17 protein-coding genes are annotated in these 20,588 nt (G+C 67.5%); 9 read left to right on the forward strand and 8 right to left on the reverse strand.

Features of this window, described 5'->3' with window-relative positions; genetic code table 11:
* Window positions 1-70: 70 nt before the first annotated feature.
* Window positions 71-1,060 (reverse strand): LLM class flavin-dependent oxidoreductase, encoded by a 990-nt coding sequence (locus ACU18_RS09370; RefSeq protein WP_050685284.1) that lies wholly within the window; start codon window positions 1,058-1,060, stop codon window positions 71-73.
* Between the two features lie 140 nt (window positions 1,061-1,200).
* Here ACU18_RS09370 and ACU18_RS09375 point away from each other — a divergent pair, with 140 nt between their 5' ends.
* The 6 genes from ACU18_RS09375 (at window position 1,201) to ACU18_RS09400 (ending at window position 8,894) form a co-directional block, all read left to right on the forward strand.
* Window positions 1,201-2,070, forward strand: a complete 870-nt coding sequence (locus tag ACU18_RS09375; RefSeq protein ID WP_050685285.1) for an aldo/keto reductase — start codon at window positions 1,201-1,203, stop codon at window positions 2,068-2,070.
* Window positions 2,071-2,289: 219 nt separating this feature from the next.
* Window positions 2,290-3,273, forward strand: coding sequence for an ABC transporter substrate-binding protein (locus tag ACU18_RS09380; protein WP_050685286.1), 984 nt, complete (start codon window positions 2,290-2,292; stop codon window positions 3,271-3,273).
* Between the two features lie 94 nt (window positions 3,274-3,367).
* Window positions 3,368-3,970 carry a TetR/AcrR family transcriptional regulator gene (locus tag ACU18_RS09385; RefSeq protein ID WP_050685287.1) on the forward strand — a complete coding sequence of 201 codons (603 nt, stop codon included), beginning with the start codon at window positions 3,368-3,370 and terminating at the stop codon, window positions 3,968-3,970.
* Window positions 3,971-4,093: 123 nt separating this feature from the next.
* Window positions 4,094-5,611 carry an aldehyde dehydrogenase family protein gene (locus ACU18_RS09390; RefSeq protein ID WP_050685288.1) on the forward strand — a complete coding sequence of 506 codons (1,518 nt, stop codon included), beginning with the start codon at window positions 4,094-4,096 and terminating at the stop codon, window positions 5,609-5,611.
* Window positions 5,612-7,252: a GMC family oxidoreductase gene (locus ACU18_RS09395; RefSeq protein WP_050685289.1), complete on the forward strand. Its 1,641-nt coding sequence runs from the start codon at window positions 5,612-5,614 to the stop codon at window positions 7,250-7,252.
* A 46-nt stretch (window positions 7,253-7,298) separates the two neighbouring features.
* Window positions 7,299-8,894 carry an APC family permease gene (locus tag ACU18_RS09400; protein WP_050685290.1) on the forward strand — a complete coding sequence of 532 codons (1,596 nt, stop codon included), beginning with the start codon at window positions 7,299-7,301 and terminating at the stop codon, window positions 8,892-8,894.
* Between the two features lie 72 nt (window positions 8,895-8,966).
* On the opposite strand, the gene ACU18_RS09405 is transcribed toward ACU18_RS09400, so the two are convergent.
* Genes ACU18_RS09405 through ACU18_RS09435 form a run of 7 tightly spaced genes read right to left on the reverse strand, consistent with a single transcriptional unit; the run spans window position 8,967 to window position 16,267 of the window.
* Entirely contained in the window at window positions 8,967-10,355 is a 1,389-nt protein-coding gene (locus ACU18_RS09405; protein ID WP_050685291.1) for an NtaA/DmoA family FMN-dependent monooxygenase, read from the reverse strand.
* Between the two features lie 9 nt (window positions 10,356-10,364).
* Entirely contained in the window at window positions 10,365-11,441 is a 1,077-nt protein-coding gene (locus tag ACU18_RS09410; RefSeq protein WP_050685292.1) for an LLM class flavin-dependent oxidoreductase, read from the reverse strand.
* Window positions 11,438-12,265: a DUF1684 domain-containing protein gene (locus tag ACU18_RS09415; protein WP_050685293.1), complete on the reverse strand. Its 828-nt coding sequence runs from the start codon at window positions 12,263-12,265 to the stop codon at window positions 11,438-11,440. The genes ACU18_RS09410 and ACU18_RS09415 overlap by 4 nt, the downstream gene beginning before the upstream one ends.
* Entirely contained in the window at window positions 12,249-13,379 is a 1,131-nt protein-coding gene (locus tag ACU18_RS09420) for an LLM class flavin-dependent oxidoreductase (RefSeq protein ID WP_050685294.1), read from the reverse strand. The genes ACU18_RS09415 and ACU18_RS09420 overlap by 17 nt, the downstream gene beginning before the upstream one ends.
* Window positions 13,376-14,407, reverse strand: a complete 1,032-nt coding sequence (locus tag ACU18_RS09425; RefSeq protein WP_050685295.1) for an ABC transporter substrate-binding protein — start codon at window positions 14,405-14,407, stop codon at window positions 13,376-13,378. Before ACU18_RS09425 ends, ACU18_RS09420 begins: the two co-directional genes overlap by 4 nt.
* 10 nt (window positions 14,408-14,417) lie before the next feature.
* Window positions 14,418-15,227, reverse strand: coding sequence for an amino acid ABC transporter ATP-binding protein (locus ACU18_RS09430; RefSeq protein ID WP_050685296.1), 810 nt, complete (start codon window positions 15,225-15,227; stop codon window positions 14,418-14,420).
* On the reverse strand, window positions 15,227-16,267 hold the full coding sequence (locus tag ACU18_RS09435) for an amino acid ABC transporter permease (RefSeq protein WP_050685297.1): 1,041 nt from the start codon (window positions 16,265-16,267) through the stop codon (window positions 15,227-15,229). Before ACU18_RS09435 ends, ACU18_RS09430 begins: the two co-directional genes overlap by 1 nt.
* A gap of 316 nt (window positions 16,268-16,583) precedes the next feature.
* Here ACU18_RS09435 and ACU18_RS09440 point away from each other — a divergent pair, with 316 nt between their 5' ends.
* From ACU18_RS09440 to ACU18_RS09450, 3 genes are all read left to right on the forward strand, one after another.
* The gene (locus ACU18_RS09440) at window positions 16,584-18,560 is read left to right on the forward strand and encodes an FAD/NAD(P)-binding protein (protein WP_050685298.1); all 1,977 of its coding nucleotides are present in this window, start codon (window positions 16,584-16,586) and stop codon (window positions 18,558-18,560) included.
* A gap of 4 nt (window positions 18,561-18,564) precedes the next feature.
* A complete protein-coding gene (locus tag ACU18_RS09445) occupies window positions 18,565-19,104 on the forward strand; it encodes a GNAT family N-acetyltransferase (RefSeq protein ID WP_050685299.1) in 540 nt (179 codons plus the stop codon).
* 45 nt (window positions 19,105-19,149) lie between these two features.
* Window positions 19,150-20,588, forward strand: a 1,439-nt coding sequence (locus ACU18_RS09450; RefSeq protein ID WP_050685300.1) for a helicase HerA-like domain-containing protein, incomplete at its 3' end; no start/stop codon positions are given.

A 20,588-nucleotide genomic window follows, 5' to 3' on the forward strand; every position in this document is an offset into this window, starting at 1 on the left:
GTCCCGCCGGCCAGTTTCACCTGAATATCGGGGTGATTGCCGCCATGTTAAGTCGGGGCGCCGGTGGGAATCAGACCCGCAGCAGGCCGGCGGCTTCCGCCAGCAGCTCCACGGACCGCAGCCGGGAATCGGTCCCGGTGCTCTGGTGGGCCACGATGAGTTCGTCGGCGTCGGCGTGCCGGCCAAAGGAGTCCAGGTAGTCCAGCACCACATCCGGGGTGCCCACGGCGGAGTACGTCATCATCTGCGACACGTGCTGGCCCTGCGGGGAATCCAGCACCATGTCGGCCTCATCGTCCGTGAACTCGCGGCCGCCGCCGAAGAACAGGGACACGCGCGCACGCTTGGTGGCCTGCATCATGGCCTGCGCCTCTGCGGCGGAGTCTGCGGCGATGACGTTGACGCCGGCGATCACGTGCGGGGCGTCCAGCTGTGCGGACGGCTTGAATTCGCGGCGGTAGGTGGCCACGGCATCCTGCAGCGCCGCCGGCGAGAAGTGCGAGGCAAAGGCGTACGGCAATCCCAGTTGGGCAGCCAGGCGGGCGCCGAAGAGCGAGGAGCCGAGGATGTAGAGGGGCACGTCGGTGCCCTTGCCGGGGGTCGCTTCCACGCCCTGGACCCGGGTGGGACCGGTGAGGTAGCCCTGCAGTTCCAGGACGTCCTGCGGGAAGCTGTCTGCGGACATCGGATCGCGGCGCAGGGCGCGCATGGTGTTCTGGTCGCTGCCGGGCGCGCGGCCCAGGCCCAGGTCGATCCGGCCCGGGTGCAGGGTCTCCAGGGTGCCGAACTGCTCGGCGATGGTCAGCGGCGAGTGGTTGGGCAGCATCACGCCGCCGGAACCCAGCCGGATGCTTTCCGTGTGGGCCGCCACGTGGGCGATCAGCACACTGGTGGCGGACGACGCGATGGAGGACATGTTGTGGTGCTCCGCGTACCAGACCCGCCGGTATCCCAGCTTCTCGGCCGCCTGCGCCATGGCCACGCTGCCAGCGAAACTCTCCGCAGCCGTCTGGCCTTTGCCGATGGTTGCCAGATCAAGGATGGAGAGGGGAAGAGTCACGGTGCTGCCGGCCTTTCAGAGCGTTGCGTTGGAAATGCCGGCCGGGTCACGGCAGGCACAGCAGGTATAACGACGGCGGCGCCCGGCTTATTTCGACGGGTTTCCGGAATACCCGGCACACTGGGGCTGTTGCCGCCTCTATGACCCCTGATACGAACCAGCTGGAACTTTCCGCCACCATCAGCCTTAAGGATCTCGGCACGGTGCACAGACTTGGCTTCGGCGCCATGCGCATCGTCGGCGATGGCGTCTGGGGCGAGCCCACCGACCGGGCGGCCGCCGTCGCGGTGGTGCGCCGCGCCGTCGAACTCGGTGTTGACTTCATCGACACGGCAGACTCCTACGGCCCGAACATCAGCGAGGAGATCCTGGCCGAGGCCCTGCACCCGTACCGGGAGGGCCTGAAGATCGCCACGAAGGTGGGTTTCACCCGCACCGGGCCGAACCGCTGGGTTCCGGTGGGACGGCCGGAATACCTGCGCCAGCAGACCGAGCTGAGCCTGCGGAAGCTCAAGGTGGACACCCTGGACCTCCTGCAGCTGCACCGGATCGATCCCAAAGTGGACGCCGAGGAACAGTTCGGGGTGCTGCGCGAGCTGCAGGACGAGGGCAAGGTCCGTGCGCTGGGCCTGTCGCAGGTCAGCGTTGCGGAACTGGAGGCGGCCGGCCGGCACTTCACTGTGTCCACTGTCCAGAACCGCTACAACCTGACGGACCGCAGTTCGGCGGACGTGCTGGAGTACGCGGAAAAGAACGGCATCGGGTTCATCCCCTGGGCCCCCATCTCCGCCGGTGAACTGGCGCAGCCCGGCGGCCCGCTGGATGCTGCCGCCAAGCGGTTGGGGGCCACCACGTCCCAGGTGGCGCTGGCGTGGCTGCTGCGCCGCTCCCCCGTGATGATGCCCATCCCGGGGACCGGCTCCGTGGCACACCTCGAGGAGAACCTGGCTTCGGCCGGTGTTGGCCTCGACGACGCCACGTACGCTGAGCTCGAAGCAGCCGGCAAGTAGCACCACTCGGATGCGGAAAGGCCCGGCCACGGCGGACCGGGCCTTTTCCGGCGCCGGGTGATGCCGCCACGAATATGACCGCCGCGGTCGCCCGGTTAACGGCGGTTACGCCGCGTATCTCCGGGTTGCGGAGGCCTTTGGCCTGGCGGGGAGGGCTGCCGGATAGTTGCTGCACAAGCACACTTCCGCTGCATCAGCCCTTACCTCCCAGGAGAAAAAATGGCCACCATTAAGGCAAAGCCGCTCGCGGCCGCGGCCCTGACCATCACCGCATTGCTGGGGCTCGCCGCCTGCTCGGACCCCGGCGCCTCCGCGGCCGCAGGGCCGGCCACCGGCGCCGCCACCACCGCGGCCGGCAAGCAGTTCAACCTGGCGCCCGAGCAGGACCGGTTCAAGGTGTCTGTCGACGCCGAGGCAGCCGCCCTGGTCCCCGAAGCCATCAAGGCCGACGGCAAGCTGACGGTAGTGTCCACGGGCGGCACCGCGCCGCTGAGCCTGTTCGCCACGGACAACAAAACCGTGATCGGCAGCGAAGTGGACATCGCCCACGCCGTGGGTGAGACCCTGGGCCTGCAGGTCGAGGTGCTTCCGGTGGCCTGGGCCGACTGGCCGCTGGGCGTTGAGTCCGGCAAGTACGAGGCCGTGCTGTCCAACGTCACCGTGACCGAGGCCCGCAAGGAAAAGTTCGACTTCGCCACCTACCGAAACGACCTACTGGGCTTCTACGCCAAGACGGACTCCGACGTCGGCGAGGTCAAGGAAGCCAAGGACGTGGCCGGCAAGCGCATCATTGTGGGCTCGGGCACCAACCAGGAAGCCATCCTGGTGCGCTGGGACGAGGAAAACAAAAAGAACGGCCTGGCGCCGGTGGAATTCCAGTATTACGACGACGACTCGGCCTCCACGCTGGCACTGCAGTCCGGCCGGGCGGACCTGACGTTTGCCCCCAACGCGGGCTCGGCCTACAAGGCCGCCCTGGACGGCAAAACCAAGCAGGTGGGCACCCTGAACGGCGGCTGGCCCCTGACGGCCGAGATCGCGTTCACCACCAAAAAGGGCAACAACCTCGCCGTGGCCGCCCAGGCGGCATTGAATGAACTGATCGACAACGGTACCTACGCCAAGATCCTGGACCGCTGGGGCCTCACCTCCGAAGCCATCGAAAAGTCCGAGCTGAACCCGCCTGGCCTACCCAAAAAATAACGGGACCTCCCGCCGACTGAATCCCAGCCCCGCTCCGGCGGGGCTGGGATTCTTCGAATGTGGGCTCCCGGCGGGTTTGGCATACTCTGGCCAGATGGGGACAAAGACCGTGAACTCAGGTGAGCAGCTTGACAGGCAATCGCGCATTCTCGAGGCGGCCCTGGAACTGCTGTCACGGCACGGCATTTCGGGTGTGAGCATGCGTGCGGTGGCCCGGGAGGCCGGCGTCGCGCTGGGCCTGGTGAACTACTACTACGACGACAAAACCAGCCTGATACGGGCCGCCCTGCACCGGGTTGAGGAGCAGGACCTCCTGCTGCTGGCACCGGACCCCTCGGCCGAACCGGATGAACAACTCCGCAGGGCCCTGCGGCGGATCGCCGGTGCCGACCTCCTGACCACCAGGTACCTGTCCCTGCGCCTTCACCTTTGGGCCCTCGCCCAGGCCGATGCAGACTATGCCGAGATTAATGCCGCCGCCTTCGACGGGTATCTCGACGGGCTCGCGGCGCTCGTCTCGAAGGCCATCCCCGGGCTTGCCTGGCAGGAATGCCGGGAGCGGGCCGCAGACATTGTGGTGGTGCAGAACGGCATGTGGCTGACGTCGCTGCTGGGCGTGGATGAGGCCTCCATCCAGCGAAGCATCGCCCGCACGGAAGAGATCGCTTTCGCCCCACAGGCCGGCAGCCAGACCTAGGCGTCGGGCCCAGCCCCGCCCCAAGGCGGACCATTTCCAGCAACCGGTATCGGCCTGAGACATCTTGAACGTTTGTTCAAAAAAGCATTGAACAGTCGTTCAACTTCAGCTAATGTCCTCCGTATGACCTACGCCACACCTAATGACGACGTGCCAGCAGCCACCCTGTTCATCAACGGCTCGTGGGAGCCTGCCGCATCCGGCGCGGTGCGCCACATCCGCAACCCGGCCGACGGCGAACTGGCCGCCACCGTATCCGAAGCCGGGCAGGAAGACGCTGAACGCGCCATCGCTGCAGCCCGGGCCGCCTTCGATTCAGGAGTCTGGTCGAACGTCCCGGCCCCGGATCGCGGCAGCTTCCTTCTGAAGGTCGCTGCCGGACTGCGCGAACACCGCGAAAAGTTCGCCCGCGCCGAGTCGCTGGACACCGGCAAGCGGATGGTCGAAAGCCGCATCGATATGGACGACATCGCCGCCTGCTTCGAATATTTCGGCCGGCTCGCCGGGCAGCAGGCGGGCCGCATCGTCGACGCCGGGGACCCCGCCGTCGTCAGCAAAATCACCTACGAACCCGTGGGCGTCTGCGGCCTGATCACGCCCTGGAACTACCCGCTGCTCCAGGCGGCCTGGAAGATCGCCCCCGCCCTGGCCGCCGGCTGCACCTTCGTCCTGAAGCCCTCCGAGCTGACCCCGTCCACCGCCATCCTGGCCATGCAGCTGCTGCAGGACCTCGGCCTGCCGGACGGCGTCGCCAACCTCGTCACCGGAGCCGGCGCGGAGGCAGGCGCGCCGCTCTCCGAACACCCCGACGTCGACCTCGTTTCCTTCACCGGCGGCCTGGAAACCGGCAAGCGCATCGCGGCCGCCGCAGCCGGCACCGTCAAGAAAGTGGCACTGGAGCTCGGCGGCAAGAACCCCAACGTGGTGTTTGCGGACGCGGACTTTGACGCCGCCGTCGACAACGCCCTTAACGGCGCGTTCGTCCACTCCGGGCAGGTCTGCTCGGCCGGGGCGCGGCTGGTGGTGGCGGAATCCATCGCCGAAAGCTTCGTGGCCGAACTGGTCCGCCGCGCACAGGCGATCAGGCTTGGCGGCCCCTTCGACGAGGCGGCAGAAACCGGCCCCCTGATCTCCGCGGCCCACCGGGACAAGGTCCACGCCTACGTCCAGCGCGGCATCAACGAGGGCGCGCGGCTGCGGTGCGGCGGCGCGGCACCTGTTGGGGAAAAGTACGACGCCGGCTTCTACTACCAGCCCACCGTCCTGGACCGCGTTGCCAGCGGAATGTCCGTGGTCACCGACGAAGCGTTCGGCCCGGTGGTGACGGTGGAGACGTTCCGCACCGAGGACGAGGCGGTGGCCGTCGCCAACGACACCGTCTACGGCCTGGCCGGAGCGGTCTGGACCCAGGACGCGGGCAAGGCGCAGCGCGTGGCGTCCCGGCTGCGGCACGGCACCATCTGGATCAACGACTACCACCCCTACCTCCCCCAGGCCGAGTGGGGCGGCTTCGGCCAGTCCGGCGTCGGCCGCGAGCTGGGCCCGACCGGCCTGGCCGAGTACCAGGAAGCCAAGCACACCTACCAGAACACCAGCCCGCAGGTAACCGGCTGGTTTGCTGACCACAGCAAGGAGAACTAGATGCACGTGGAAAACATCGGGGATCTTCCCGGGCGCGGGTTCGACTACGTCGTTATTGGTGGCGGATCCGCCGGAGCCGCAGTGGCCGCCCGGCTGAGCGAGGATCCGGACGTGACCGTGGCCCTCGTGGAGGCCGGCCCGGACGACCGCGGCCTGCCCGAGATCCTGCAGCTGGACCGCTGGATGGAGCTGCTGGAATCCGGCTATGACTGGGACTACCCGGTGGAACCGCAGGAGAACGGCAACTCCTTTATGCGCCACGCCCGCGCCAAGGTGATGGGCGGCTGCTCCAGCCACAACTCCTGCATCGCGTTCTGGGCCCCGCGCGAGGACCTGGACGAGTGGGAGTCGAAGTACGGCGCCACCGGCTGGAACTCTGCAACCGCCTGGCCGCTCTATCAGCGACTGGAAACCAACGAGGATGCCGGCCCTGACGCGCCGCACCACGGTGACTCAGGCCCCGTGCACCTGATGAACGTGCCCCCGGTGGATCCTGCCGGCGTCGCGCTCCTGGATGCATGCGAACAGACCGGCATCCCCCGGGCAAAGTTCAACACCGGAACCACGGTGGTCAACGGCGCCAACTTCTTCCAGATCAACCGCCGCGCGGACGGCACCAGGTCCTCCAGCTCGGTCTCCTACATCCACCCCATCACGGAGCGCGAAAACTTCACCCTGCTGACCGGCCTCCGCGCCCGCCAGCTGGTGTTCGACGCGGACAAGCGCTGCTCCGGCGTCGACGTTGTGGACTCGGCGTTCGGCCGGACCCACAGGCTGTCCGCCCACCGCGAGGTCATCCTGTCCACCGGCGCCATCGACTCGCCCAAGCTGCTGATGCTCTCCGGCATCGGCCCCGCGGCGCACCTTGCCGGGCACGGGATCGAAGTCCTGGTGGACTCCCCCGGCGTAGGCGAAAACCTGCAGGACCATCCTGAGGGCGTGGTCCAATTCGAGGCCAAACAGCCGATGGTGCAGAGCTCGACGCAGTGGTGGGAGATCGGCATCTTCTCCCCCACCGAGGAAGGCCTGGACCGCCCGGACCTGATGATGCACTACGGCTCCGTACCGTTCGACATGAACACCCTGCGGTACGGCTACCCCACCACCGAGAACGGTTTTTCCCTCACCCCGAACGTCACGCACGCCCGTTCCCGCGGCACCGTCCGGCTGCGCAGCCGCGATTTCCGCGACAAGCCGATGGTGGATCCACGCTATTTCACGGATCCCGACGGCCACGACATGCGGGTCATGGTGGCCGGCATCCGCAAGGCCCGCGAGATCGCCGCCCAGCCGGCCATGGCCGAGTGGGCCGGGCGTGAGCTGTCGCCCGGGATCGGGGCACAAAGCGACGAGGAACTTCAGGACTACATCCGCAAGACGCACAACACGGTTTACCACCCCGTCGGCACCGTCCGGATGGGCCCGCCCGACGACGGGATGTCGCCGCTCGATCCAGAGCTGCGGGTCAAGGGCGTCACAGGACTGCGCGTCGCTGACGCCTCCGTGATGCCTGAACACATCACAGTCAACCCCAACATCACCGTCATGATGATCGGCGAGCGTTGCGCGGACCTCATCCGCGCCGGCCGCACCGGCGAAACGACAACGGCCGAACTGGAGTTCAGCGCCTCCCACGCCTGAGTACCAGGCGTCATCACCATCGTGCTTTTCTGATCGAGGAGTCCAAATGTTGGAACCCAGCAAGAGTATTGATTCAAGCGGCATGGACGAGTTCGGCTACACCCAGACCCTGGACCGGAGCATCGGCAAGTTCGCCAGCTTTGCAGCAGGCGTCAGCTACATCTCCATCCTCACCGGCGTTTTTCAACTGTTCTATTTTGGTTTTTCCATGGCCGGACCGGCGTATGCCTGGTCCTGGCCCACTGTCTTCGTTGGCCAGCTGATGGTGGCGCTGTGCTTCGCCGAACTGGCCGGCCGCTACCCCGTGGCGGGATCCGTCTACAACTGGGCCAAACGGCTGGCGTCCGGTACCTCGGCGTGGCTGGCCGGCTGGCTGCTGCTGCTGTCCTCCATCATGGCGCTGGGGTCCGTGGCCCTGGCGCTGCAGCTCACCCTGCCGCAGCTCTGGTCCGGGTTCCAGTTCGTTGGTGACGGCACCGGCCCGTTCGACTTTGCCATGAACGGCGTGGTGCTGGCCACCATCATGATCACCATCTCCACCCTCATCAACGCGTTCGGCGTGAAGCTTATGACCCGGATCAACAGCGTTGGGGTTTTTGTGGAGTTGGTGGCAGCCGTCCTGCTGATCCTAGCGCTTGGCTGGCATGTGGTGCGGGGGCCTGAGGTCTTCTTCGACACCACCGGTTTCGGGGAAGGCCATGACCTGGGCTTCTTCGGCGTCTTCCTGATCGGGGCCATGGCGTCCGGCTACGTTATGTACGGCTTCGATACCGCCAGCTCCCTTGGAGAGGAGACGAAGGACCCCAAACGCACGGCACCCAAGGCCATCCTGCGGGCCGTCACCGCCTCGTTCCTGCTCGGTGGCCTGATCCTGCTTTTTGGCATCCTCGCCGCGCCGGACCTCACCGATCCCAAAATCGGTTCTGCCGACGGCGGCCTGCAGCACATCGTGCTCTCCGTCCTGGGCGGACCCTTCGGCAAAGCCTTCCTTGTCTGCATCGTGGTGGCCGTGGTGGTCTGCACCCTGTCCGTCCACGCGGCCGCCATCCGGATGATGTTCGCCATGGCGCGGGACAACAACCTCCCCTTCAGCAGGCAGCTCAGCAAAGTGGATCCGGTCCGCAGGACCCCTACCGTCGCGGCCATCGTCATCGGCGCCCTGGCCGTTATGCCGCTGCTCATCAACGTTATGCAACCGGCGATCTTCACGATCCTGTCCAGCATCAGCATCGTGCTGATTTACCTGTCATATCTCCTGGTCACTGCGCCCATGCTGCGCAACCGGCTCCTGGGCAGGTGGCCCGGCGAAAATTCCGACGCCGGCTTCAGCATGGGCAAATGGGGGCTGCCGGTGAACATCCTCGCCGTCCTGTGGGGCGCCGCCATGACAGTGAACCTGATCTGGCCGCGCCCCGAGATCTACAACTCGGTGCCTCCGTTCGAGTGGTACCTGCAGTGGGGCGGGGTGATCTTCGTCGCCGCCGTCACCGCTGGCGGCGCCCTGCTGTACCGCCTGAAGATCCGCCATCAAACGGGTGTCCTGGCCGAGCATGCCGCGGCCGTCGCAGCCCATCCTTCGTCGGGTCCGGGCGGGGAGGAAGCACCGGCTGCCGCCGCCGGACTGGAGGCCAAGGTGCCCTAGAGCAGTTGTTCCCACACGGTCAGCTCCAGCCGGACCAGCTCCGCGGTGGATTCCGCCGCGGAGCTGTCCTGCTCACGCATGCCGGACCGGGCCGGCGGCGGTGACGGCATCGCCGGAACGGACAGGCGTCGCCAGGCCAAGGTTTTCCCGGAGCGTGGTGCCGCGGTACTCCGTGGGGTAGACGCCGCGTTCCTGCAGTTCCGGCACCAGGTGGTTGACGATGTCGTCCAGGCCCGTGGGGATAAGCCACGGCGAGATGTTAAAGCCGTCCACAGCCCCCACCCTGGCGAATTCCGCGAGGTGATCGGCCACGGCGGAGTAGGAGCCGGTAAACGTGGCGTCCATGCGGGAGGTCTTGGCGGAGACGAACTGCCGGATGGACAGGCCTTTGTCCTTCGCCTCGGCCCGCCACTGGTCCGCGAGCTGCCGCGCTTTGGCGCCGTGGAATCCGCTGCCGCGCGTCTCGGACGTCTCCTCCACCACGGGATCGATTTCGGGGAGCGGCCCGTCGGGGTCGTAGCCGGAGAGCTCCCGGCCCCAGAACTGTTCGAGGTAGGCCAGGGCCTGCTGCGGCCCGATCTGCAGGCTGCGGACCCACTCCTTCTTGGCCTGGGCCTCCTGGTCGGTGGCCGCGAGAATGAACTCGCTGGCCGGCATGATCTGGACGGCGTTGGCAGGACGGCCTGCCGCCAGTGTCCGGGCCACCAGGTCGGTGCGGAATTCAATGGCTTTCTCCAGCTTGGGATGCGCGGAGAAGATCACGTCAGCCTGCCGGGCGGCGAAGTCCCGGCCTTCCGGGGAATCCCCGGCCTGGAACAGCACCGGGCGGTACTGGGCGCTGCGCGGAAGGCGGGGCGTGACGTCCACGGTGTAGTGCTGGCCCTCGTGGCGTACGTGGCGGGCCGGGCCGGCGGGGGTCTCCCACGAATCCCAGATCCGTTTGGCGGTCTCCACAAAGGCTTCCGCGTGCTTGTACCTGTCAGCGTGGTCAAGGTAGCCGCCGCGGCGGAAATTCGCTCCGGTCCAGGCGTTGTCGGTGGTAACGATGTTCCAGGCGGCCCGGCCGCCGGAAATCAGGTCGAGGCTCGCCAGCCGGTGTGCCAGGTCCGCGGGATCGTTGTAGGTCGTGTTCTGGGTGGCTACCAGGCCGATGTTGGTGGTGACGGCGGCGAGGGCAGCCAGGGCGGTCTGTGCGTCGGGGCGGCCCACCACGTCCAGGGCGTGCGGCCGGCCCAGGTGCTCGCGCAGGCGCAGCCCTTCGCCCAGGAAGAAGGCGGCGAACAGGCCGCGCTCTGCGGTCTGCACCAGCCGGCGGAAGGATTCGAAGTCCGTTTGCGAGCCGGATTCGGCGGCCTTCCAGATGGTGCCCGAATTCACCCCCTGGAAAAAGATGCCGAACTGCAGGGTGCCCGAGGGCGCAAAAACGGTGGGATCGGATTTAGCACTGCTGTGCGAAGTCATGGTTTTTCCTTATTCTGCGGCGGCAATGGCGGTTGCGGCGGCGTCGGCGTAGCGGCTGGCGGGGCGGTCAAGGCCCAGCAGGTCCCGGAAGGTGGCATCCTGCAACGGTGCGCGCAGGGCGCCGCTGCGCCGCAGCTCCGGCAGGACCACGCGGGAGAGCTCGTCGAGTTCCACATCGAACGACGCCGGGTGGAGGCGGACGCCGTCGGCTACCGCCAGGATCGGTGCCAGTAAAGCGGCAAGCCCGGCCGCGCTGCCCGTAAAGAGCGCACGGCCGCTGTCCGCCGGCGCGGGGCGGTCTGCCGCTGCCAGCCCGCGTGAGTCCAGGACCACGTCAAGTTCGGCGATGATGGCCACCCCGGTGCGCAGCCGGCTGCGGGCATCCCGGACCTCTGCGGTCAACAGTTCGGGCGTGGGTGCGGTCACCAGGACCGCGTCAACTGCGGCGTCGTCCACCAGTCCGCTGCCCAGCAGGCCCAGCGGGGCGATGACCGGCAGCTGGCCCTGAAGCGGCCGCGGAATGATGGAAGGGCCCTTGATGGAATAGCCGGGGCCGGCCTCTTCCGGGGCGGTGAAGTCCACATAGTGGAGCTTGTCCACGTCGATGTAGCGGCCGGTGGCCACGTCGCGGATGACGGCGTCGTCCTCCCAGGAATCCCAGAGCCTGCGGGAAACCTCGATCGCAGCCGAAGCCTCTTTGGCCAGGGCTTCGCCGGTGACGCTGCGCCGGCCCACAGCTGCGGCGGCCGCCGGGGATTCGGTTGCCGTAGCAATCCAGCCGGCCCGGCCGCCCGAAACGTAGTCCAGGCTGGCCAGCTGGGTGGAGACGTGGAACGGTTCGGTGTACACGGTGTCCACTTCGGGAACCAAGGCGATGGACCGGGTCACGGGGCCGGCAAAGGCTGCGCGCTGCAGCGCGTTGGCACGGCCCGCTTCCGGGGCGTCCTTGAACGTGGCCACGTGGAAACCTGCGGATTCCACTGCCAGCACGGCGGCGGCGAGGGTGCCGGATCCGGCCCCGTCCCAGCCGGCGCCGTCGAGTTCGATGGCCAGGAAACCGGGGCGTGCTGTAGCTGCGGTGCTCACTGCTGGTCCTTCCGTTCGTAGGGTGTCTTTTCGCCGGCTTCGATGGCCACCGGAAGCCGGTTTTCGGCCGGCGGCAGCGGGCAGGTGGCAAGGTCGGTGTAGGCGCAGGGAAGGTTAACGGCGCGGTTGAAGTCGAGCTCCACCGATCCATCAGCGGCCGGAGCCACGGACACCGACCGGTTGGCGGCGTAGGTGGTCTTTCCGGAGGTCTGGTCCGTGAACAGCACCGTGAGGGATCCGGCCGTGTAACCGTTGAACGCGGTCAGCGCCAGGTCCTGGCCTTCGAGCCGGAAACGCAACTCGCCCGGGGCTTCGTAAACGTGCTGGATGCCCTCGACGGCGGCGCCAACGGTGGTGGTGCGCGGCGTTTCGAAGGGCACATACGTCGCGGGGACGGCAAAGGCCGCGTTCGGGGCGTAGGCAGGGGTCCCCTGGTAGGTGCCGAGCAGGGCGTTGTCCGGGTGCCGCGGCCGGACGATGTACAGCCCGCCGCGTTTAGCCAGTTCCACCACTGCGTTACCGGCTGCGAGGTTGATCCCGCCGCGTTCCGGAATGGGGCCAAAGGTGATGGTGGTGCCCGTTGCAGTATTGAGCTCCTGCCCGTCCTGCTCCAGGCTTTCGCCGGCCGCCAGGACCACCGTGACGGTGTCGGCATCCGCGCTCCAGGTGCCCGGTGCGCCGTCCAGCGGGGTGGGCGTGGCGTCAAGCCAATGCAGGTGGGTGACGGCGAGGAAGCCGTGCGGGGAGGCCCGGTGCTGTTCGTGGGCTGTGTGCCATTCTTCCCACTCAGCGGCGAACGGCGTCGTTTCAGCGTGCGTAGTCAAGAGTGCTCCTGGTCTGGATGGAAGTGGCTGGGACAGCAGGTTCGGGGCGCAGCCCGTACGGGTCTTCGGCCTCCCACAAGGTGGTGGGAGCGGCGGCCCGCACGGCGGGGATGACTTCAAGGGCGAACCGCTCCAGGATGTCCAGCTGCTGCCCGAAGGGAAGGGTGGTGGGAAGGGAAATGGATTGCAGGTCGTGGCCGTACAGCCCGTGGTAGCTCAGGATCTTGTCCACCACCTGTTCGGGGCTGCCCACCAGGGCCGGTCCTTCCGCCACCGCGTGGTTGATGTCCCGGAAGGGCGAGTTGTTGCCGGGGACGTTGCGGTTGCGGGTCAGCGCCTCGTACACAGGCCCGAACTGGCGGATGGCCTCCTGCGTGGTGTCCGCGATAAACACACCACCGGCGCCGCTGCCCGAGCCAACATACCGGTGTTTCGGGTCATGGCCGTGGCGCTCGTATTCGTCCCGGTAGTGCTGGATCAGCACATGGTAGTTTTCCCGCGGCTGGATGGCGTTCGCCGTGAACAGCGGGTCCCCCCACTTGGCGGCCAGGGCCGCCGATGTCAGCGTTGTGGCAGAGCCGTGCCAAATCCGGGGCGGGCCGTCAAACGGACGGGGCGTGGTGGTGGTGGGCTCGGTCAGGGGTGCCCGGAACCGGCCGGACCAGGTGAGGTTCTCCTCGCGCCACAGCCGGCGCAGCAGTTCATACTTTTCGGCCAGGAGCTCCCATTGGTGGTCCAGGTCCAGGCCGAAGAGCGGGTACTGGAGCACCTCATTGCCCTTGCCGATCACCAGTTCCAGCCGGCCGCGGCTGAGCTGGTCGATCGTGGCGTAGTCCTCGGCCACCCGGACCGGGTCCAGGACGGAAAGGACGGCGACACCGGTCTGCAGCCGGATCCGCTCCGTGACGGCAGCGATGGCCGCCAGCACCGTGGTGGGCGAGGAGGAGATGAACTCCCCCGCATGCCGCTCACCCACGGAGAACCCGTCGTAGCCCAGTTCCTCGGCCCGCTGTGCGGTCTGCACCACCTGGTTCAGCCGGTCCGCGGTGGAAACGATGTCCCCGGTGAGCGGGTTCTTCAGGTGCGGAATAATGTCCAGGACCTGGAACTTCATTTTGCGGCCCCGAAACTTTCCGCCGTGACCGTTGCCGACTCCGGCAGGGCTTCCTCGCTCAAACCCCAACGTTCCAGGACGTCCCCGTAGCTGCCGTCCTTGATGGCGGCGTTCAGCGCCTCGGTGATGACCGGGGCCAGGCCGTTGCCCCGGAGCGTGGTGGCTGCCACCAGGGTTTCTGCCGGCCAGCCGGCATTGACCTTGCCCACCACTTTGAGGTCGTCGCGGGTGTTTTCCCGGTACACGGTGGACGGGTAGGGGGCGATGTTCAGGTCCGTGCGGCCTGAGGACAGCGCCAGGATGGTATCGGCGTCGGACGAGTAGTACTGCAGCGTGGCCGGGGCCTTGCCCTTGTCCTCAAGTTCCTTGTTCCAGGCCAGCAGGATCTTTTCCTGGTTGGTGCCGGACCCCACGGAAACCTTCAGGCCGGAAATGTCGTCGGAGCCCTTGATGTCGTAGCTTGCGGATTTTTTGGCTTCGAACCCCATAAACGCGGCCCGGTAGGTGGCGAAGTCGAAGAGCTTCACCCGGTCCTTGTTGACGCCCACGTTGGAAAACACGGCTTCGAAGTCGCCCGACTGGGTTTTCAGCGGCCAGTTTTCCCAGGAGGTCACCTGGATGTCCAGGTCCAGGCCCAGCTTGTCCGCTACCAGCTGGGCGATGTCGATCTCCACGCCGATGGGCGTTTTGTCATCCGTGGCGTGGAACGTCAGCGGAATCGACCCTGCCGTGGTGGCGATGGTCAGCTTGCCGTCCTTGCCGATCAGGTCCGGCACCTTGGCGGCGAGCGCGGCGTCCTTCTCTGCCCGGATGCGCTGCTGGTCCGGCGAAGTGTTGTAGACCACTCCGTTGCGGGCCGCCGTCGGCTCCGCCGGGGCCGAGGCGTTTCCAGCGGCGGAGGCGCCGGGGTCGGCGCACGCGGACAAGGCTGCGGTGCCCAGGAGGACGACGGCGGGCAGGGCGGCAAGGGTGCGGACGCGGCGCGGGTGCCGGCGGCCGGCGCCGGGGAGACTGGAGGAGAAAGCCATGGTGGATCCTTTAGATGTTGAAGGCGGGTTCGAGGACCTTGGAGAAGAAGCTCCTGGTGCGCGGTTCGCGGGGGTTGGTGAAGAGTTCCTGGGGTGTGCCCTGTTCCACGATCTGGCCCTGGTCCATAAACACCACGGTGTCCGCGACGTCCCGGGCGAAGCCCATTTCGTGGGTGACGATGATCAGGGTGGTGCCGGACTTGGCCAGTTCACGGATGACGTCCAGCACTTCGTTGACCAGCTCGGGGTCTAGTGCGGACGTTGGCTCGTCGAACAGCAGGATCTTGGGGTCCAGGGCGAGTGCCCGGGCAATGGCCACGCGCTGCTGCTGGCCGCCGGAGAGCTGGCGGGGGTAGGCGTCGGCGCGGTCCTTGAGCCCTACGCGGTCCAGGAGTTCCAGGCCGCGGCGCCGTGCTTCCTCCTTGGTGCTTTTGGCTTTTCCGGGGCGCTGTGCCACCACCGGGGCTTCGGCGACGTTCTCGAGCGCCGTCAGGTGCGGGAAGAGGTTGAAGTTCTGGAACACCATGCCGATTTCGGTGCGCTGCTTCAGGATGTCCTTTTCCCGCAGCTCGTGCAGCCGTTCGCCGCGGACCTCGTAGCCCACCAGCTTTCCGTCGATCGAAATGTGGCCGCCGTCCATCTTTTCGAGGTGGTTGATGGTGCGCAGCAGCGTGGACTTTCCGGAGCCGGAGGGGCCCACAATGACTGCCACGCCGCCTGGTTCCACGGTGAGGCTGACACCTTTAAGGACTTCAGTGGTGCCGAAGGATTTCCTGACCCCGGTGATTTCCACCAGGCCGCGGGTTGGTGTTTCAGTCATCAGAGGCTCCTTGCCCGGTTGCTGTCCACGGCGTGGGTGGCGAAGAATTTGCGGGCCTTCTGCAACGGCGTCAGGGGCAGGTTGCGGACCGCTCCCTTGGAGTAGTGCCGTTCGATGTAGTACTGGAAGACGCTGAGCACCGAGGTGATCACCACGTACCAGAGCGTGGCCACCAGGAGCAGCGGGAGGACCTGCTGGGTGCGGTTGTAAATGACCTGGACGGTGTAGAAGAGCTCCGAGTAGGCCAGCACGTAGACGATCGAGGTGCCCTTGACCAGGCCGATGATCTCGTTGAAGGCTGTGGGCAGGATGGCGCGCATGGCCTGCGGCAGGACGATCCTGGTGGACCGCCGCCAGGCCGGGATGCCCAGCGCCGCTGCAGCCTCCAGCTGGCCCTGGTCCACGGAGAGGATGCCGCCGCGGATGATTTCCGCGGAGTAGGCAGCCTGGTTGAGTGTCAGGCCCAGGACGGCAGCGGCAAACTGGCTGATCAGGGTGGTGGTCTGGATTTCGAAGAACCGGACATCAGTGAACGGGATGCCCAGGCTGATCTTTTCGTACAGGTAGCCCAGGTTGTACCAGAGCAGCATCTGCACCAGCAGCGGGGTGGACCGGAAAATCCAGGAGAACGTCCAGGACACCGAGACCAGCAGCGGGGACGCAGAGAGCCGCATCAGCGCCAGGATGAAGCCCAGCACAAAGCCGAGCAGTCCGGAGATGGCGGTGAGCTTCAGCGTTTCCACCAGGCCGTTGATGACCGATTGCGCGGTGAACCACTGGGCCACCACGCCCCACTCCCAGCGGGGGTTGGTGGCCAGCGACCAGGCGATCGCCACCACGCCCAGCGCCACGGCCGCGGTGCCCACCCACCGCCACGGGTGTTTGGCCGCCACCACGCGGTAAGCGGAGTAATCGGCGGCCTGCCGCCCCGGGCCACCTGCCGGCGGCTGGCTCCCGGCACCGGCAGCAGCCGGCGCAGGTCCTGCGGACGGGTCCGCAGCCTGTTCCGGCTGCGCCACCCTTGTTGTTGCTGAACTCATGTGCCACCTCGCTTCTGGTCTGTGCCCGGAGCATCCGCCCTGGTCCGCGACGTTCTGCCGCGGTTGCTGGCTGCAAATCTAGGACCGCGCCGAGAGGCCCGGCAAGGCGGCAGGTTGCATTCCTTCACCTGGCTTCGCACGGCGTCATGAGTCCGTTTTTTGCCTTTCTTGACGCGGGATGACGCGGAGTTAACGGGCGTGAACAAGGCGCTCGACCGCCGTCGGGAACGCTGCCTACCATGGCACTCCGGCAGCCCCTTCAATGTCCGAAGGTCCCGCTGCCGCAACCCACCACCGCCTGCCACCAGGAGCCCCCATGCCAGCCACCATCCCGGCCATCGTCTTTATTGGCGGCGGGCCCCGTGCGGCAGGCGTCCTGGAGAGGCTGGCAGCCAACCGGCCGGAAGTTTTCGCCGGCCCCGTAAAGATCCACGTGGTGGAGCCGCATGTCCCAGGTTCGGGCCGGATCTGGCGCTACGACCAGGACCCGGGCCTGCTGCTGAACTCCATGGCCGCGGACATCACCATGTTTACCGACGACTCCGTAAGCTGCGACGGCCCGGCGCTGCCCGGGCCGTCGCTGGCGGAGTGGGGCGCCGGGATCCTGTCCGGCAGCATCACGGACGTCCCGGATTTTCCCCGCCCCCTCCAGGAGCAACTGCGCACCCTCACCGGCGCCACGTTCCCTACCCGCCGCCTGCAGAGCCAGTACCTTGAGTGGTTCTTCCGGAGGACCGCCAGGACCTTCGGCCGGAGCCTGACGGTGCACCGGACCACCGCGGAGGACATCACCGCCTCCGACGGCGGCGGCCACGACGTCACGCTGGCAAACGGCCGGGTCCTGCACGCCGACCTCCTGGTCACCGCGGTGGGCCACACCGATTCCCTGCCTGATGCCGCGTCCGAGGGGTGGCAGGACTTCGCCCGGCGCCACGGCGGGTTCCACGCCGCACCCAGCTACACCACCGACGTCGACTATTCGGCCATCGCACCGGGCCAGGACGTCATTGTGGCCGGCATGGGCCTGGCGTTTGTGGACCTCCTGGTCATCCTGATGGAAGGCCGCGGCGGCAGGTTTGAAGAAGCGGCCGCCGGCGGGCTCCGCTACCTTCCGTCCGGACGGGAACCGCGGTTGTGGGCCGGGTCCCGACGCGGTGTTCCCTATCACTCGAAGATCTCCGCTGCCCTTGCCGGTGACGCGCCGGGTCCGTTGGAGTTCTTCACCGCGGACGCGGTGGCCGGGCTGCTGGAACAGCACGGGGAACTGGACTTCCGCAGCCACCTGTGGCCGCTGATCGCCAAGGAGGCCGGGTACGGCTACTACCGCGAGCTGCTGACAGGTGCACCCGGACGCGGCGCCCTGGCCTGGGACACGTTCGCAGTGAAGTACGCGGGCCTGGACTGGTACAGCGACGCCCGCCGGGACCTGGTGGCCGCCGCTGTACCCGATGCCGCGCTCCACCTTGACCTGGAACAGCTGGACCGCCCGTTTGAGGGACGCCTGTTCGAGGACGCCGAGGATGTCCAGGCCGCCGTGGCCGGCTACATCGAGCATGACCTGGCCCTCCGCGACAGCCCGGACCATCCGGAAACCCTGGCGTTGTTCCTGGCCCTGCTGCGCGTCTACATGGAACTGGGCCGGGTGGTTCCCGCGGAGCGGCTCAATGCCCGGTCGCAGCAGACCGTCCACGGCTGGTGGCACGGGTTCTTCAGCTTTGTGGATTCCGGCCCGCCCCCGCACCGGCTCCGGCAGATGCTGGCCCTGCACCGCGCCGGGCTGCTGCAGTTCCTTGGCCCCGGCCTGGAAGTCTCAGCCGATGAAACAACCGGCGCCTTCCACGCCACGTCCCGGCAGTCCGGCGCGGGCATCAGCGCCACCGCCTTCATCGAGGCCCGGCTGCCGGCCACCTCGTTGGCCCGGACCCGCAACCCTGCCCTGGCCGCCCTGCACCGGACCGGGCTCGGCACCGAGCAGCAGCTGCTGACGGCGGACGGGATCCATTCCACCGGCAAGCTTCTGGTCAACGGGGACCTTCAGCTGGTGGGCGCCTGCGGCCAACCCCAGGCGGCGGTCTTCGGAATCGGGCCCGGCACCTCGGGCTGGGGCGCCGGCGCGTTTGCGCGGCCCTCGACCAACGCGGCACCGTTCCGGGAGAATGATGCCCTGGCCCGGCGGATCCTCGCCGCAGCGCAATCGCTCGCAGCAGCATCCGCCGCCGCTTCGGCGACCGCACCAACGCAGTATCCGCAACCAACCCGTCATCCCCAACCAGCCGCCGTCGGAAAGAACTGAAACCATGACTGCCGAACCCACTGTGGCGCACCGCCCCCTCGACCCGGCCTCGCTGGCCGTCCTGAGCCTGCCCATGGATGACCCCAGGGTCCGCCCGCTCCTGGACGAGCTCGCCGTCGAATACGGCACCCGCTACAACGACCTCTTCGGCGACCGGGAGGTGGCCGACGAACTGAACCGGTACCCGGCAGCCGAGTTCGCCGCCCCCGGCGGGGCGCTGCTGATCATCCAGGAAAACGGCGAATCCATCGCCGGCGGCGCGTTCCGCCGCTACGACGCCACCACCGCTGAGTTCAAGCGGATCTGGACCGCCACCGGGCACCGGCGCCGCGGCCTGGGCCGGCTGGTCCTGGCCGAACTGGAGGCCGTGGCCGCCCAGGCCGGGTACACCGCCGTGTACCTCACCACCGGACCGAGGCAGCCCGAAGCCAAGCACCTGTACCTCAGCACCGGCTACCAGGCGCAGTTCGACCTTGACGCTGATCCCGAGACCATTGGCGCGCTGGCCTTCACCAAGGAACTTCCCCCGGTTCCACAGCCCTGAGACGCACGCCACCACAAAGGGCCCTGCCGCCGCTAAGCTAACGCCATGGCCATCAAAACCACAGCAGAGAAGCTCGCCACCATCCAGAAGGGCTACACCCTGGAAGGCGCCACCATCGAGCTGGGGGCCGCCATCATCGACGGCGAACTCCACAAGGACGCGCCGGTGCGGCTGCCGCTGGCCATGATGAACCGGCACGGGCTGGTGGCCGGCGCCACCGGTACCGGCAAGACCGTCACCCTGCACATGATGGCCGAGCAGCTGTCCACGGCGGGTGTGCCGGTGTTCCTGGCCGACATCAAAGGCGACCTCTCCGGCCTTGCCACCGCGGCGCCGGGCAGCGAAAAACTGGCAGCCCGCACAGACAGCATCGGGCAGGCCTGGCAGGGCAAGTCGTATCCCGTGGAGTTCCTGGCCCTGGGCGGCGACGGGGTGGGGGTTCCTGTCCGGGCCACCATCACCTCGTTCGGGCCCATCCTGCTGTCCCGCATCATGGAGCTCAACGACACCCAGGAATCCAGCCTGCAGCTGGTCTTCTACTTCGCAGACAAAAACAACCTGGAACTGATCGACCTGAAGGACCTCCGCGCCGTTATCCAGTTCCTGACCTCCGATGAGGGCAAGGAGCAGCTGGCGGAGCTCGGCGGCCTCTCCAAAGCCACCGCCGGCGTCATCCTGCGCGAGCTGGTCAACCTTGAGGCCCAGGGGCTGGAGAAGTTCTTCGGCGAGCCGGAGTTCGACACCGCCGAGCTGCTGCGCACCGCCCCGGACGGTCGCGGCGTGATCAGCTGCCTGGAGCTGCCCACCCTGCAGGACAGGCCCATGCTGTTTTCCACGTTCCTGATGTGGCTGCTGGCCGACCTGTTCGAGGACCTGCCCGAAGCCGGCGACCTGGACAAACCCAAACTGGTCTTCTTCCTGGACGAGGCGCACCTGCTGTTCAACGGCGCCTCCAAAGCCTTCCTGTCCGCCATCACCACCACCGTCCGGCTCATCCGGTCCAAGGGCGTGGGGATCTTCTTTGTCACCCAAACCCCCAAGGATGTGCCTGCGGAAGTGCTGGGCCAGTTGGCCAACCGGGTCCAGCACGCGCTGCGCGCGTTCACCCCCGAGGATGCCAAGGCCCTGAAAGCCACCGTCTCCACCTTCCCGGTCAGCGACTACGACCTCGAGGAGACCCTCACCTCCGCCGGCATCGGCGAAGCCGTCATCACCGTGATGAACGACAGGGGCGCGCCCACCCCCGTGGCCCTCACCCGGCTGCGTGCCCCCGAATCCGTGATGGGACCCAGCGACCCTGCCCTGGTCCAGGGAAGCGTTGGCGCGTCGGCCCTGCTGGCCAAGTACGGCACTGCCGTGGACAACCACTCCGCGTACGAGAAACTGACGGGCAAGTCGGCCACCGCCACCGGCCCGGCCGCTCCCGGCCAGCCCCCGCTGCCCGCAGGCGCACCCAACCAGGATGGGCAGGGCACCGGCGGGCC

Origin of the sequence: Arthrobacter sp. ZBG10 (assembly GCF_001238605.1) — a bacterium.
Taxonomy (GTDB): domain Bacteria; phylum Actinomycetota; class Actinomycetes; order Actinomycetales; family Micrococcaceae; genus Arthrobacter.